12 protein-coding genes and 1 tRNA gene are annotated in these 15,021 nt (G+C 67.2%); 6 read left to right on the top strand and 7 right to left on the bottom strand.

Annotated features, from left to right (window positions below; all coding sequences use genetic code 11):
• Window positions 1-129 precede the first annotated feature (129 nt).
• The 5 genes from ACFQQD_RS07195 to ACFQQD_RS07175 all read right to left on the bottom strand — a co-directional run bounded on the left by ACFQQD_RS07195 (window position 130) and on the right by ACFQQD_RS07175 (window position 5,293).
• Complete coding sequence (locus tag ACFQQD_RS07195) at window positions 130-1,503, bottom strand: NtaA/DmoA family FMN-dependent monooxygenase (protein WP_378087788.1); 1,374 nt, start codon at window positions 1,501-1,503, stop codon at window positions 130-132.
• A 25-nt stretch (window positions 1,504-1,528) separates the two neighbouring features.
• Entirely contained in the window at window positions 1,529-3,412 is a 1,884-nt protein-coding gene (locus tag ACFQQD_RS07190; RefSeq protein ID WP_378087786.1) for a SpoIID/LytB domain-containing protein, read from the bottom strand.
• Window positions 3,413-3,607: 195 nt separating this feature from the next.
• Window positions 3,608-4,141, bottom strand: a complete 534-nt coding sequence (locus tag ACFQQD_RS07185) for a hypothetical protein (RefSeq protein WP_378087784.1) — start codon at window positions 4,139-4,141, stop codon at window positions 3,608-3,610.
• A 124-nt stretch (window positions 4,142-4,265) separates the two neighbouring features.
• Window positions 4,266-4,339: transfer RNA gene (locus tag ACFQQD_RS07180), tRNA-Thr, on the bottom strand.
• 72 nt (window positions 4,340-4,411) lie between these two features.
• Window positions 4,412-5,293, bottom strand: a complete 882-nt coding sequence (locus tag ACFQQD_RS07175) for a DsbA family protein (RefSeq protein ID WP_378087782.1) — start codon at window positions 5,291-5,293, stop codon at window positions 4,412-4,414.
• Window positions 5,294-5,575: 282 nt separating this feature from the next.
• Here ACFQQD_RS07175 and ACFQQD_RS07170 point away from each other — a divergent pair, with 282 nt between their 5' ends.
• From ACFQQD_RS07170 to ACFQQD_RS07145, 6 genes are all read left to right on the top strand, one after another.
• On the top strand, window positions 5,576-7,150 hold the full coding sequence (locus tag ACFQQD_RS07170) for a trehalose-6-phosphate synthase (protein ID WP_378087795.1): 1,575 nt from the start codon (window positions 5,576-5,578) through the stop codon (window positions 7,148-7,150).
• Window positions 7,147-7,950 (top strand): trehalose-phosphatase, encoded by an 804-nt coding sequence (gene otsB, locus ACFQQD_RS07165; RefSeq protein ID WP_378087780.1) that lies wholly within the window; start codon window positions 7,147-7,149, stop codon window positions 7,948-7,950. The genes ACFQQD_RS07170 and otsB overlap by 4 nt, the downstream gene beginning before the upstream one ends.
• Entirely contained in the window at window positions 7,938-8,618 is a 681-nt protein-coding gene (locus tag ACFQQD_RS07160; protein WP_378087778.1) for an ABC transporter ATP-binding protein, read from the top strand. The genes otsB and ACFQQD_RS07160 overlap by 13 nt, the downstream gene beginning before the upstream one ends.
• Window positions 8,590-9,930 carry a DUF4032 domain-containing protein gene (locus tag ACFQQD_RS07155; protein WP_378087793.1) on the top strand — a complete coding sequence of 447 codons (1,341 nt, stop codon included), beginning with the start codon at window positions 8,590-8,592 and terminating at the stop codon, window positions 9,928-9,930. The genes ACFQQD_RS07160 and ACFQQD_RS07155 overlap by 29 nt, the downstream gene beginning before the upstream one ends.
• Window positions 9,931-9,997: 67 nt before the next feature.
• A complete protein-coding gene (locus ACFQQD_RS07150) occupies window positions 9,998-10,237 on the top strand; it encodes a type II toxin-antitoxin system ParD family antitoxin (RefSeq protein WP_378087776.1) in 240 nt (79 codons plus the stop codon).
• Window positions 10,234-10,554, top strand: coding sequence for a type II toxin-antitoxin system RelE/ParE family toxin (locus tag ACFQQD_RS07145; RefSeq protein ID WP_378087774.1), 321 nt, complete (start codon window positions 10,234-10,236; stop codon window positions 10,552-10,554). The genes ACFQQD_RS07150 and ACFQQD_RS07145 overlap by 4 nt, the downstream gene beginning before the upstream one ends.
• A 56-nt stretch (window positions 10,555-10,610) precedes the next feature.
• On the opposite strand, the gene treZ is transcribed toward ACFQQD_RS07145, so the two are convergent.
• Window positions 10,611-12,494, bottom strand: coding sequence for a malto-oligosyltrehalose trehalohydrolase (treZ, locus tag ACFQQD_RS07140; RefSeq protein ID WP_378087772.1), 1,884 nt, complete (start codon window positions 12,492-12,494; stop codon window positions 10,611-10,613).
• Window positions 12,494-15,004, bottom strand: coding sequence for a malto-oligosyltrehalose synthase (treY, locus tag ACFQQD_RS07135; RefSeq protein WP_378087770.1), 2,511 nt, complete (start codon window positions 15,002-15,004; stop codon window positions 12,494-12,496). Before treY ends, treZ begins: the two co-directional genes overlap by 1 nt.
• Window positions 15,005-15,021: the final 17 nt, after the last annotated feature.

The following is a 15,021-nucleotide window of genomic DNA, read 5'->3' as shown; positions in this document are numbered from 1 at the left end:
GAAACCCACCATGACTACCTCCCTCTGTGCCACCCCAGCGGTGGCTCACACCGAGGTTGACACAGAGGGATTCGGCGTGGAAACGGTGCACTTTTGACCTCCAGATGCAAAGGGGGGGAAGCGGATCGGCTAGCGCCGGAACTGGGCCCCGTAGTGACCGGCGGGAAGAGTGTCCGTGCCCAGCAATCGGCCGCGGAGCGTCCTGGTGGCCGGCGCTTCAAACGCCCCTGGCGTGGCCGGGATCAGTCCGCGCCGGCGCAGTTCGGGGCTGACGTGACGGGCAAAGGCAGCCAGGTCCGGCCCCCGCAGCGCGTGGTCCACATTGAAACCGTCGACGCCGGCCACCTCCATCCAGCGCTCCAGCTCGTCGGCCACGGTGGCTCCCGAACCGACGATCACCGGCCCGCGGGCACCGATGGCCATGAAGGTGGCCAGGTCCCGGATGGTCCAGGCGCGGTCCGGGTCCATCGTCGTGAAGGACTGCAAGGCGGAGCGGTTTCCCTCGATGTCGACGTGTTCGAGCACGTCGTCCGGGGAGTAGGCCGCCAGATCCAGCCCGGTCCACCCCGCGAACAGCGACAAGGCGGCCCCCTCGTCCACGCAGGCGGCATAGTCCTCATAGCGCTGACGGGCCTCGTCGTCCGTGGCACCGGTGATGACCGTGACCGAGGTGATGGTCCTGAGGGTCTCGGCCGGTCGGCCGCTCGCTGCCAGTCGCTCGCGGACACCCTCGGTCAGTTGACGGACGTTCTCGGGACTCGTGCCGGAGAAGAACAGCGCCTCGGCATGCTTCACGGCGAAATCCAAGCCGCGCGGTGACGACCCGGCCTGGAACAGGAACGGTGTGCGCTGGGGGCCCGGGAAGGTCAGCCCCGGGCCGGGGACGGTGAAGTATCTTCCGGCGTGGCCGGCGTCGTGTACACGGTCCGGATCCAGGTAGGTGTTGGTCTCCGCATCCGAGACCAGGGCACCCGGGGCGAACGTGCCTTCCCACAGCCGGTAGGTGACGTCCAGGAACTCGTCGGCCCGGTCATAGCGCTGATCGTGCGGCAGCTGGCCGGCGGCCCCGAGGTTGGCCATCGCGGACTGCTGGTAGCTCGTCACGATGTTCCACGCGATTCGCCCACCGGTGAGATGGTCGAGAGTGGCGAACTTCCGGGCCAGCAGGTATGGCTGCTCGTAACTGACCGAGGCGGTGACCCCGAACCCCAGCGACGTGGTGGCCGCGGCCAGGGCGCTGACGGCCAGAAGAGGATCGAGCATCGGGTACTGCATGCCGGAGCGGATCGCCGTGCGACCAGAACCGTCGAAGACGTCGTAGACCCCGGCCACATCGGCAAAGAAGAGGGCATCGAAGCCGGCGCCCTCGAGCAGTTGCGCGTGCTGAATCCAGAATCCCAGATCCCGGTACTGCTCGGCGTCCGCCTCCGGATGGCGCCACATCCCCGTCGACTGGTGGGTGGGGACCATCATGTCCAGGGCACAGAGGATCATGGGCTTCATCGCCCCCTTCGCTGAGAACTGCGGATCAGTTGCGGTCCACCGCGAAGATCCAGGCGGACAGGGTGGCGACCTTGGAACGGAACTGGTTCCCGGTCAACCGGGACGTGGAACCGTCACGCGCGGTGGCGGTGATGTACTTGGCGGTCCGGTCCCGGTCCGGGGTGACTTCCAGCGCCACCACGTCCTTCAGTCCGAAGGCCTTCGCCATCTCCGCCTGGCTGACGGTCTTGGACCAGGACGCGTTCGGGTTACGAGCGGCCTCTGCAAGGCTGTACGGGTCCGGCCGTCCGGTCAGGTACGCCACCGGGTTGGACCACACGTCCTCCGCCCAGCGGGTGTGACCTCCGCTGGAGGAGAAATAGGTCGCGTCAATGATCGAGTGGTTGTACCAGAGGCTGTCCGCGGACCCCGGCGCCCCGTTCGTCTGGCGGCTGATGGTGGCGTCCACGGCGGCCTTCCAGCGCAGGCCCCAATTCGTGCCCTCGACCGTCTCGTTCTCCTTGGCCCACCCGGTGAACTTCTGCGACGAGACTTCATCCGTGACGTGGCAATCGCAGTTGGCCTTGACCCCTCCCACCATGTTCCGAATCGCGTACGTACGGCTGGCGATCACCTGAGACTTCAAGGCCTCTGACGGCCAGGCTGAGGGCATCTCGGCCACGCCGTAGAGGTATTCGTCATTCATCCGCACCGTGTTGGTGATGTTGAGCTTTCCGTCGCGCACCGAGACCACCAGCCGGCCGTGGCGGAGCTCGAGAGGACTGCGCCCGCCGTTGGCGTCCGGAACCGTGATCGTGGAACCACCGTTGCCCTTCCAGTGGCGGGTGCCTTCCCATTCGACGACGGCTCGGGAGACGGTCTGGGTGGATCCGTTGAGGGTCACGTCCACCTGGTTGCCCTGCACGGCGAGCTTCACGGCGCCGGAGGTGGTGCCCACTCCGTCCACGCGGACGCGGCGGCTGCCGTCAAGGGTAGTAGAGGCGGTGGTGTGCAATTGCACGCGAATGTCCGCGTCCGCGAACGTTCCCTGGTGCGCGACCTTGGCGGGGCTGTAGTAATAGCCCAGGATCTGTTCGGCGGAGCTTCCGCCGACCGCCAACGCCCGGGCGCCGTACTGACTCATCCCCACGCCGTGGCCCCAACCCGAGCCCCAGGCCGTGAACGACGTCGGCACACGGTCACCGAGCACGTCACCATCGGCTCGGTGCAAGAACGCCGACGCCTCACCGCGGTTGATGGACCGCGACTGGCGGAAGGTCTCATCCGCGTAGCCGACGGTGATCCCTCGGGCCGAAGCCCAGGTGATCGAGCGATAGTTGGCCGACGCCGGAGTCAGATCGCTGAACGGACTGGCCGCCGGGGGCGTGAACTCGTCTGCGCCCATGCGGTACAGGAAGGCCGTCAGTTCACCACGGCTGACGGGCTCCTGCGGCCCGAATGTTCCGTCGGTGCGACCCACGGTGATGCCCTCGTCAACCATCCAGGAGATGGCATCGAAGTAGGCGCCGCCAGGATTGACGTCCGAGAAGTCCCGCTGACGGTCCGGGGAGTACTCGGGATCGACTTGGCGGTACAAGAACGCGGCGATCTCACCGCGGGTGATATCGCGACCGCGCTGGAACGTCCCGTCCGCATAACCGACGGTGATGCCGGTACAGGCCATCCAGGAGACGTCTCCATAGAAACCGGATCCCGGAGGGACATCCGTGAAATCCTCGCGACCGCAGTAGCTCTGGGTGGCGGCTGCGGGCCCCGCGGACACCACGGGCGCGGCGATCACGGCCAGAGCGGCGGCCAGTCCCAGCGCTAGGGCCCGGCTCCACGGCCTCTTCCGGTTGGCCAGAACAGGGCCGGCAGCGAGGGGGCCGGGGCGGGCAGCAGACGATGATGACGACATGATGGCAGGCACAGTGATCCTCCGGAGAGATGGCAGGACGTCTTCCCCACGGCTGTGACCCCGCGCACGTCCTCTCACTCCCAGTATGCACCAAGGTTTCGTGGAGCCCCCTGCCGGATTCGAACCGGCGACCTGCTGTTGAGGAATCGATTCGTCACGCTCGAGTCACCACGAGCACATGCCGGCCGCCACCGTCGTTCTCCGATGTCATCCCGATTCCCCGGCCCCGCGAACTGCAGCAATGATCTCCTCGGAGCCGCCCAGTTTCTCCAACTCTTGGTGGAGGGCGGTGTCACCGCTCTCGAACTCCCCGGTATCGGTCTGGATCTCGATGGCTCCTTCTGGATCGGCCAAGGAGTAGCCTTCGCCCACCACCGTCCCGGTGTCGTCGATAAACCAGATGGCCTCATGACCACGTTTCAGCCTGTCAGTGCTGACGACTTCGTCCTCGACGCTGTGCAGTGCCTGGATCTCGAAGCGGTCTCCGGAGGCGGGACCGGACCCGGAGAGGACCTCGCTGACCTCAACCAAATACAGGTACTGGATCTCTTTCTTTCCCGTGTCCTGATTCTGTGTACCGAGACCTTCGATGGCATTGACGGTCGCCACGACGATGACATCGGACGCCTCGGTCAGGCGGTCAAGTTCCGGAGTGTCCGGAGATGAGGTGCAACCGGATAGCGCCAGCCCCGTCGGCAGGACGATTCCGGCGGTGGCCAACATCGTCATCAGTTTTTTCATGAGGTTCTTTCAGTCGATGTTGGTCAACCTCTGATCCCAGAATCTGTTGTTCGGCGGTCGGAACACCGGACCAGGAGGACCGCAAACACATTTTCGGGAAACGCCTAGTCAACTGCCGTATTTGAGCCCCCTGCCGGATTCGAACCGGCGACCTGCTGTTTACAAGACAGCTGCTCTGGCCAGCTGAGCTAAGGAGGCGGAAAGGGCCGGCCCCATCATCTCCGCGAGGAGAAAACGGGAAACCGGCCCTTCAAGGGTAGCGGATGCTGATCAGGACTCGTCGATCACACCCTGAGCCCACTCGGTGAAGCTCTGACCCGATTCGGCGTTGGTGGACCATTCCTGGCCCTGGACCCACACCGACGGCGTACCCGGGATGCCGGCTTCGCGCGCTTTAGCGCCGGTGTACTTCACGTACGGGCGGTATTCGTTGCCGTCCATGCACGAGCCGATGTCCGCACCCATGCCCGAGGCCAGTTGCTGGAGTTCGTCATCGCTCATGCCCTCGCCCTGGTGCTCAGCGTACGAAGCGAAGATCTGCTCCAGGAAGGAGTTGTAGTTCTCCGGGGAGTTCTCCGCCATGCACAGGCTGGCGTTGGCCGCTCGGGAGGAGTAGTTGCCGGTGGCGGGGTTGTCCAGGAAGTCGAGCATCCGGTACTCCACGGTGACCTCGCCGGCATCCAGCCACTGGTTCAGTTGATCGGCGTTCTGCGCTTCGAACTCGTGGCAGTGCACGCAGTTCGCGTCGGCATAGATGATGATCTGCGCCGGTTCTCCCTCGGGTCGGGCCTCAGCACCGGGAATGGTCTCCGGCGGCTGGCCGCTCGACTCGGAGACCTCGACCTTGCTGGCGTCGACCTCGCCGAGCCCCTCATCGCCGGGAGCGAGTTCCGTGGTGGAGGTCAACGTGATGCCACCCTGGGCGTTGCCCGGGCTCGGCGCGGGGCCGGCGTCGGGAATGGACCGGGACGAGTTCATGAAGATGACACCGACCACCACGGCGACCACCACCACGACGCCGATGACCACACCCCAGCGCACCATCAGAGAGCGGCGCTTCTCCTGGCGTCGTTGATCCTCTTGCATCTGGCGCGCCTTCTCACGCGCACTCTGCTGTCGTTCGGCTTTGGTCTGCTTGTTGTTGGTCGCCATAGTCCTGCCTATCGCCGGGGGTGCGGTCAAGTTCCGTGCCGGTGACCGGTATCCCCCACATACCTTCTCCGGGCCGGGGCCAGCCTACCGGCCGATTCTGAGAGACGGCTCATCCCCCCGCCATGGACCGTCACGAGAGAAGGCACACTGCCCTGTTCGACCTCAGTGAACGATAGGCTCAGCACAGGGCCGCCGGTCCGTCCGGCGCCCGGTTCGCCATGCCCGAGCACGGGCGAACCCGTTGGGACAAGGAGATCCGCAGTGACTACCGCCACCGGCACCATTACCGGGACAGCACCGTTCGTCGAGAGATTCGTTGACCATCCGCCGAAACCCGGCCATTACGACCTCGTGGTGGTCTCCAACCGGCTCGCCGTGGACCGAGTGGTCGACGACGACGGCAACTCCTCGTGGCGGCGTTCGCCCGGTGGGCTGGTCACCGCCCTCGCGCCCATCATGGCGCGAGAAGAGGGCGCCTGGGTCGGCTGGAACGGCGCGGCCGACGAGACGCTGGAGCCGTTCGACCATGACGGCATGCATCTGGTCCCGGTGACACTGTCCGAAGAGGACATCGAGAAGTATTACGAGGGATTCTCCAACGCCACCCTCTGGCCGCTGTACCACGATGTGATCGCCCGGCCGGAGTTCCACCGTCAATGGTGGGAGACATACCAGCACGTCAATGCCCGCTTCGCCCGCGCGGCCGCGGCCACCGCCTCCACCGGCGCGACCGTCTGGATCCAGGATTACCAACTACAGCTGGTCCCGAGGATTCTGCGCCGGCTGCGCCCGGACCTGAAGATCGGCTACTTCAACCACATCCCGTTTCCCTCCGTCGAGATCTTCGCGCAGTTGCCCTGGCGCCGGGCCGTCTTGGAAGGACTGCTCGGGGCGGACCTCATCGGGTTCCAGCGCACCAGCGACGTCGCCAATTTCCAGCGGGCCGTTCGCCGGCTCTTGGGCGGCACGGCTCGCTCCGGCGTTTTGCAGGTCCGCGAGAACGACGGCGGCTTCCGCACCGTGCGGACGGAGGCCTTCCCGATCTCCATCGACGTCGAGACCATCACGGAACTGGCCCAGAACCCGGACGTCCAGGCCCGGGCCCGGCAGATCCGCTCCGACCTCGGGAATCCCCAGACCATCCTGTTGGGCGTGGACCGCCTCGACTACACCAAGGGAATCCGCCACCGCATCAAGGCCTTCTCGGAGCTGCTGGAGGATCGCCGGCTCACCGTGGACCAGGCATGTCTGGTCCAGGTGGCGAGCCCCTCTCGCGAGGGCGTCGACTCCTACCGCGAGCTGCGCGACGAGATCGAGCTGGACGTCGGCCGCGTCAACGGCACCTTCGACACCATGGGCCACAGCGCCATCCGCTACCTGCACCATTCGTATCCGGTGGAGGAGATGGTCGCCCTCTACTTGGCCGCCGACGTCATGCTCGTGACGGCCCTGCGCGATGGCATGAACCTGGTGGCCAAGGAGTACGTCGCGGTCCGCGGCGGGTGGGGCGGTGTCCTCGTCCTCTCCGAGTTCGCCGGCGCCGCCGATCAACTCCGCCGGGCCCTGCTGGTCAACCCGCACGACATCGATGGCCTCAAGGACGCCATCATGGAGGCCATCGAGATGGACCCACGGGAGGCTCGTCGGCGGATGAAGTCCATGCACCGCCAAATCATCACCCACGACGTCAACCGGTGGTCCCGGGACTTCCTCAACCGGCTGGACGGCGAGACCGCCGGCCGCACCCGGAATGAGATCGAGGAATCGGAGCAGGGAAACACGGCCTTCATGGACACCGACGACGACCGCGAGCGCCGCGATCACGAGGCGGCGGACGCTGCGGAGGACTCGCAGTGACGGTCGCGGGCTCCGATGACGAGGTGGCCGACGACCTGCGCGACGAACTCACCACAGCGCTGCGCGAGTTCGCGGCGCGGGAGACGATCCTGGTGGCGCTGGACTTCGACGGCGTCATGTCCGAACTCGTCGACCGGGCCGAGAACGCCCGGCCCGTGCCGGCCAACGCCGAGGCCCTCGAGGCCCTGTCCGAGGTGCCGGGAGTGCACACCGCGCTGGTGTCCGGGCGGGCGATGAACTCTCTGCTGGCCGTCGCCACTCCCCCGGAGTCAACGCTGCTCATCGGCTCCCACGGGGCGGAGCGCCGCCTGGGTCCACAGGCCCCGCCGCTGGAACTGGACGCGGAACAGGCCCGGGCGCTGGACGCCGTCGGGACGATTCTGGAGCCGATCGCGGCGAAGTATCCGGACTCGTGGGTGGAGCACAAGCCGGCCGGCCGGGTGCTGCAGGTGCGGCTGGCGCAGACTGCCGAGGCGAAACGGCAGGCCGTGGCGGAGGCGGAGGCCGCCCTGCAGGACGTGGCCGGAATCCACGTGGGGCACGGCAAGGATGTGCTGGAGGTGTCCGTGGTGCGGGCGGACAAGGGCCAGGGCCTGGATCTGTTGCGGCAGAGCACCCACGCCGACGCCGTGTTGTTCGCCGGCGACGATGTGACGGATGAGCGGGGTTTTGAGCGGCTGGACCCGGACACGGATGTCTCCCTCAAGGTCGGTCCGGGTCCGACGGCGGCCCGGTTCCGGATTGCCGGGCCCGCGCAGTTGGCTGCCGTGCTGCAGGCGGTGGCCCGATGGCGTCGGTAGTCCTGCGAGACATCACCGTGCGTTATCCCTCGTCCGCCGCACCGGCCCTGAGCGGGTTGGATTTGCGTGCGGAGAACGGCGAGTTCGTGGTGATCGAGGGCTCCGTACGCAGCGGAAAGTCGACCGTACTGCGGGTCGTGGCCGGACAGGAGACGCCCGCATCCGGGAACGTGTTGATCGGCGGTGTGGACGTCACGGGACTCTCGCCGCAGGACCGCGATGCCGTGCTGGTCTTTCAGAACTATGCGCTCTACCCCCACATGAGCGTGCAGGACAACATGAGCTTCGCCCTGCGGGTGGCGGGCGTCTCGGAGGCCGAGCGACTGGACCGGGTGCGTGAGGCGGCTCGCTTGCTGGACCTCGAGGACCATCTTCAGCGGAGCCCGGCCGAACTCTCCGGCCCGCAGCGCCAACAGGTCGCCTTGGCCCGCGCCGTCGTCCGGCGTCCCGCGGTGCTGTTGATGGACGACCCTTTGGCATCGTTGCCGCAGGACTTGAAGGACCCGACCGCGGAACTGATCCGGACCTTGGCGCGCACGCTCTCCGTGACGACTCTCTACGCCACTTCTCGGCCGGGACCGGTGGCCACCGTCGCCGATCGACTGTTGCGACTGGACTCGGGACGGCTCGTGGAGGACACTGCCGACACAGAGATTGGCACCCACTGACGCTTTGGGAGGAGACATGTCACCGCGTTCCGGGCTGGACATCACCACCGCCGTGGTCTCCTCCACTCCGCTGGGCACGGCGGAACTGGTGGCCCTGCCCTGGGACGTGCCACTGGAGGACTGGCCGGAGCACACCCTCGCGGCCCTGCCCCGAGGACTGTCCCGGCACGTGGTCCGGTTCGCGCATCTTGCGGACTCCGTCGTGGCAGTCAAGGAGACCACGGAGACCAACGCCCGCCGCGAGTACCAGCTGTTGCGCCGGCTCGAACGGCGAGACATCCGCTGCGTGGAGCCGGTGGCCGTGGTCGCCGGCCGCACCGATCCCGACGGCGAGCCCCTGCCGACCGTACTAGTGACCCGCCACCTGCGGTTCTCGCTGCCGTACCGCGCGGTGTTCTCGCGTCGGTTGCACCGAGACACCCTGACCCGGCTCATCGATGCCCTGGCCCTGTTGCTCGTCGAACTGCATCTGGTCGGCTTCTATTGGGGCGATGTCTCCCTGTCCAACACCCTGTTCCGTCGCGATGCCGGGGCGTTCGCGGCCTATCTGGTCGATGCCGAGACCGGGGAACTGCATCCCTCGCTCTCCCGTGGTCAGCGGGAACACGATCTGGACATCGCCCGGGTGAACATCGCGGGTGAGCTGATGGACCTCATGAGCGGGGGGCTGGTGGATCCCGACGTGGATCCCGTGGCCACCTCGCAACTGATCATCGACACCTACCGCCGGCTCTGGGAAGAGCTCACCGGGGACATGTCCTTCCGCCCCGGCGAGCGCTGGCGGGTGGAGGAGCGGATCCGGCGCCTCAACGCCCTGGGGTTCGACGTGGAGGAGTACTCCATCCGGACCACCGAGGACGGATCGGAGCTGGTACTGCAGCCCAAGGTCGTGGATCCGGGCCACCACCATCGCCGGTTGTTGGGGTTGACGGGACTGGACGTCCAGGAGAACCAGGCTCGGAGACTGTTGCGGGACATCGACGAGTACCGCACCGTGAACCACCCGGATATGGACGAGCACGAGGCGGCCAACCGGTGGGTGGTGGACGTCTTCGACCCGGTGGCCCGGTCGATTCCGCCCGAACTGTCGGGCAAGCTCGAGCCGGCGGAGGTCATGCACCAGCTGCTCGAACACCGCTGGTACCTCTCCGAGAACCAGTCGCGCTCCGTTCCACTGACCGAGGCGCTGCAGTCCTACCTCGAGACAGTGCTGCCGCAGCGCCGGGACGAGGACGCGGTGATCCTGCACCCGACCACCACGATGCTCCGAGCCGTGGACCCGGAGTCCACACCGCGGGGCCCTGGCCAGTAGGAAGGCTGGCCGGAATCGGCTGCTCCGGACACATGACAAGCTTTGCCAATATGCATACTATGGTTCTATGGCGACGATGAACGTATCCCTCCCCGACGGTCTGAAGGAATTCGTCGAGGCGCAGGTCGAGGAACGTAGCTATGGGACCAGCAGTGAGTTCATCCGTGACTTGATCCGGCGAGAACAGGCGCGCACGCAGCTGCGTGCCCTGCTGGTCGATGGCATGGGTTCCGGGCCAGGTTCAGAATTGGATCAGGCGTACTTCCAGCGGATGCGTGAACGGATACGGCCCTCTAGCGCCGCGTGAGCACCCGCCGGGTCGTGACCACTCGGCGTGCTGACGAGGATATCGCCACAGCCATCGAGCACTACCTCGGACAAGGTGTCACCACCGCGGCGTTGGCCTTCGTCGATTCCCTGGAAGACACCAAGGTCCTCATCGGTGAGCATCCACAGCTAGGCTCGACCCGCCTGGCCTCCGCAGTGGACCTGCCCGAACTGCGCGCAATGGCCCTGCGCAGGTTCCCGTACCTGGTCTTCTACACAGACGACTCCGATGTGGTCCGAGTCCATCGGGTGCTGCACACGGCACGAGACATCCCGTCCGAATTCCTCGACGACTGAAAGCGGTCCGGATTTTACAGTTGGATGAATCTTGACCTACCCCGAACCGACCGACGTCAGACCGTGCCCAGCAGCACAAAGGCGTGCGCGGGAACCAGACCGTCGTCGGGCAGGGACTCGATCGGCCCCTCGGGTCCGTGCCCGGCGAGGAGTCGGTAGCCTCGCAGCGCCGGAATCGGCATCGGTTCGTCACCCAAGGCGGCCAGCAACACCACGGTTCCGCGGCTGCCGTCGGTCGACACTCCACGATCCAGGCGCAGATAGCCTCGGCCATCGTCCGTCCACGCCCGCGTGGTGGTTCGGTCCGGGTCCGTCAGCTCAGGACGCTCGGCGCGCAGCCGGGTCAGAGCGCGGTACAACGCGAGAACCCGCGCGTGCCGCCCGCTCGCGGCTTCGTCCCAGCGCAGCACCGAGTTCTGCCTGGTCTCCGGGGCTTGGGGATCGGGCACCTCGTCATGGTTCCAAGCCATCCGCTCGAATTCCCGACGCCGGCCCTCGGTCACGGCCTCGGCCAGTTCCGGCTCCCGGTGGGCGGTGAAGAACTGCCACGGCGTGGAGGCCGCCCATTCCTCGCCCATGAAGAGCATCGGGGTGAACGGGCCGGCCAACAGCAGTGCGGCGCCGATGGCCAGTTGCCCCTCGTCCAGGGTGGCCGTCAGCCGGTCACCGGCGGCACGGTTGCCGACCTGGTCGTGATTCTGGGTGCAGACCACCAGCGCTTCGGCCGGGGTGTGCTCTCCGAGGGGGCGACCGTGGTGACGCTGGCGGAAGGAGGAATAGGTTCCGTCGTGGAAGAAACCGTGGTTGAGCACCTTGGCCAGGGCGGACAGCGACTCGAAGTCGGCGTAATAGCCGTCGGTCTCTCCGGTCAGGGCCACGTGCACGGCGTGGTGGAAGTCATCGGACCACTGTCCGGTGAGGCCGTAGCCGCCGGCACCACCCTCATCCCGGGCTGTGATCATCCGCGGATCGTTCCGGTCCGACTCAGCGATCAGCACCAGGGGCCGGCCGAGCTGAGTGGAGAGGTCATCGGTCTCGGCGGACATCTCCTCCAGCACGTGCACGGCCCGGGTGTCATGCAGCGCGTGGACGGCATCCAGTCGCAGACCGTCCACGTGGTAGTCCCTGAACCACAGGCGGACGTTGTCCAGGATGTAGCGGCGGACCTCGTCGGACTCCGGGCCGTCCAGGTTCAGGCCGCTGCCCCACCCGGTGGACTGTTCCGTCAGGTACGGCCCGAACTTCGGCAGATAGTTCCCGGAGGGCCCGAGATGGTTGTAGACCACGTCCTGAATCACGGCGAGTCCGGCTCCGTGGCAGGCGTCGACGAAGCGCTGATACGCCCGGGGGCCACCATAGGACTCATCCACGGCATACCAGCCGACGCCGTCGTACCCCCAGTTCCGGGCCCCCCCGAAGGAGTTCATGGGGAGCAGTTCCACGTGAGTCACGCCGAGCGCGACGAGATGGTCCAGTTTCCGCGCGGCGGCCTCCAGGGTCCCCTCCTCCGTGAAGGTGCCCACGTGCAACTCGTAGATCGCCGCACCGCGCAGTTCGCGCCCCGACCAGTCATGGTCCTGCCAGTCGTAGGCGGCGAGGTCGATCCGCCGCGAGGGCCCGTGCACGGTGTCCGGCTGCCACCGCGAGCGCGGGTCCGGGAACGGCCCCTCGCCGTCGAGCACATAGCCGTAGCCGAACGGTGAGGGCAAACGGGACAGCACCTCGGCCGGCGGGGCCCACCATCCGCCGTCGTGCTGTTCCAGGGGGAAGGTGTCAGCCCCGGACCAGGGGTCCTCGGCGTCATGACGCGCACCCGGCTCGGAGGACGTCACGGCCAACTCGACGGACTGTGCTGACGGCGCCCACACGGACAGGGGCAGATCGCGGGCCACGCTTCTGGCCGTTCCATCACCGGCCGACGGATCCAGTTGCGGGGTCATCACAGCGAGTTCCCTTCTTCCGGCACGAGGAGGGCCACCGGGTGGTGCTCGAAGATCTCGCCCAGCCGGGTGGTGCCGTCGGTGAAGCCCCCACCGAACCGGCGTCCGGTCAACAGGTCCACCATGGTCTGACGCGGGAGCACCACCGCGGTCTCGCCCCAGCTGCCCTCGTCCTCCAGTCCCAGGGGCCATCGTGTGGCCAGGGTGATGGCGCCGCCGCGGGTATAGGCAACGACGTGGTCGGCGGCCTCACCCAGGACATCGAGTTCCTGATAGCGGGTGAACCACTCCGGGTGCTCGCGGCGTGCCCGCAGAGCGCGGGAGGTGACCAGGAGTTTCAGGCCACTGGCGTACTCGGCCAGCGCCGCACGGTCCAGTGGATCGTCGGGCTCACTCGGGACCGGGAACTCGGGCTCCCAACCGTCGTCGAGCCGCGCCAACAGGTCCACACGCTCACGGAAATCGACCGGCCGGCGATTGTCCGGGTCCACCAGGGACGGGAAGGGGATCTCCGTGCCCTGGTAGACGTCCGGCACACCCGGAAGGGTCAACTGGATCAGCTTCATCGCGACCTGATTGCTGACGCCGGGAACGGCGATCCGGTCCGCGACGGCTTGCACGGCATCGCGCAAATCGCCGGTGCCGGTGGCTCGCTCAGCCAGCTCGTTCAGCGCGGCCTCGAACTCCTCGTTCTGTTCGGTCCAGGTGGTTCGGGTGCCGGCCTCCCGGGCAGCCTTGAGCGCATAGTCCGCCAGTCGCTGCGTCTCGAGTGGTGTGCCGTCCACCGGCCACGCGCCGACGATGCTCTCCCACAACAGTTTCTCGAACGGACCGTCGCCGAGTGGGGCCAAACTCATCAGGGTCTCCAGCGCCTCAATCCACTCCCCCGGGATCTCGGAGAGCACATCGATCCGGGCGCGGACGTCCTCGCTGCGCTTGGTGTCATGCGTGGACAGCGTGGTCATGGTGTGCGGCATGCGCGCTTGCCGGTCGGCCTGCAGGTCGTGAAAGGCGGCCAGATCCACAGCGAACGACGACGGGTCCCCGCCCACCTCGTTCAGCGACGCCAGACGCGTGTACCGATAGAAGGCGGTGTCCTCGACGCCCTTGGCCATCACCATCCCGGAGGTCTGCTGGAAGCGTTCGGCCACGGGGTGATCCGGATCGGCCAGCAGCGGCAACAGTGTTTCAACCACGTCGGCCAGATCGGGGCGACGCCGGACGGCCTCGGAGGCGGCGTCGTCGAGATGGTTGCGCCCGGTCGGCAGGTACGAACGGTAGACGGGGAAGCAGGCGAGGAGCTCGGCGAAGGCGTCCGCCATCCGCTGTTCACCGGACTCCTCCATCGCCGGGACCAGCCGGACCAGCCGCTCGACCTCGGCTCGCAGCATCTCATCGGCCACGGCGCGCTTGGTCCCGTGGATCATCTCCGCCCAGACGGCCTCGGCATCGAGGCTTCCGGATTCGCCCCAGCCACCCAAGCGGGCGGCGACGGCATCCAGCTCGGGGGCGCCGGCGGGATCCGTGAGCACGCGGTCGACCTCACCCAGGGCGTCGTATCCGGTGGTGCCCTCCACGGCCCACGTGGCGGGCAGTCGCTCACCGGGCTCGAGGATCTTCTCCCCCAGCACATAGAGACCGCCGGTGGCCTGGCGCAGGTTCTCGAAGTAGCCTCCGGGGTCGGCCAGTCCGTCGGGGTGGTCCACGCGGAGCCCGTCCACGAGCCCCTCGCGAACCCAGGACAGGATCTCGCGGTGGGTCTCGGCGAAGACCCGAGGGACCTCCACGCGCACTCCAGCCAAGGAGTTCACGGCGAAGAAGCGACGGTAGTTGAGGTTCTCGTCGGCCTCGCGCCACGGGATGAGCCGGTAATTCTGCCGATCATGGGCCGCGCGAGCCACGGCCTCCTCCTCGCCGGCACTGGCCCCGGCGGCGTCCCCGGCAGCGGTCTCCACAGCCGCTCTGGCCGCCTCCTCGGTGCCCGGGGCCAGCGGGTAGACGTTGTCGTAGTAGTGCAGTTCACCGTCCACAATCCGCAGTTTGGACAGCTCCGCCGCCGGGTCCTCCTCGGTGCCGTCCCCCAACACGGGCAACCAGATGCGGCCGTCGCCGGCGGCCCAGTCGATGTCGAAGGCCATGGCGTACTTGGATGCGCTGCCGTACTTGAGCACATCCCACCACCACGCGTTGTCCTTCGGCGTGGCCACGCCCACGTGGTTCGGCACGATGTCCGCGAGGATGCCGCCCCCCGCCTCGTGGACCGCCTCGGCCAGTTCGTTGAGTCCGGTCTCGCCGCCGCGGGAGTCGTCCACCTGGGTGGGGTCCACGACGTCGTAGCCGTGCGTCGATCCTTCCTCGGCGCCGAGCATCGGCGAGAGGTACAGCCAGTCGATCCCGAGGTCCCGGAGGTAGGGCAGCACGGCTCGGGCGTCGTCGAGGGTGAAGTCGGCCGTGAGCTGCAGACGGTAGGTGGACGCGGGAACTCTCTGCGGACTGGTCACGGGGTGCACGGTAGCAAAGGACCGGG

Source organism: Citricoccus sp. GCM10030269 (genome assembly GCF_042665635.1).
Classification (GTDB): Bacteria; Actinomycetota; Actinomycetes; order Actinomycetales; family Micrococcaceae; genus Citricoccus.
The sequence above is the reverse complement of the archived record's forward strand: the minus strand, read 5'-3'. Positions and strand labels throughout refer to the sequence as shown.

Coding starts and splice junctions, on each gene's coding strand:
- ACFQQD_RS07195 (WP_378087788.1), bottom strand. CDS start 1,503: ATGAAGCCCATGATCCTCTGTGCCCTGGACATGATGGTCCCCACCCAC.
- ACFQQD_RS07185 (WP_378087784.1), bottom strand. CDS start 4,141: ATGAAAAAACTGATGACGATGTTGGCCACCGCCGGAATCGTCCTGCCG.
- ACFQQD_RS07175 (WP_378087782.1), bottom strand. CDS start 5,293: ATGGCGACCAACAACAAGCAGACCAAAGCCGAACGACAGCAGAGTGCG.
- ACFQQD_RS07160 (WP_378087778.1), top strand. CDS start 7,938: ATGGCGTCGGTAGTCCTGCGAGACATCACCGTGCGTTATCCCTCGTCC.
- ACFQQD_RS07150 (WP_378087776.1), top strand. CDS start 9,998: ATGGCGACGATGAACGTATCCCTCCCCGACGGTCTGAAGGAATTCGTC.
- treZ (WP_378087772.1), bottom strand. CDS start 12,494: ATGACCCCGCAACTGGATCCGTCGGCCGGTGATGGAACGGCCAGAAGC.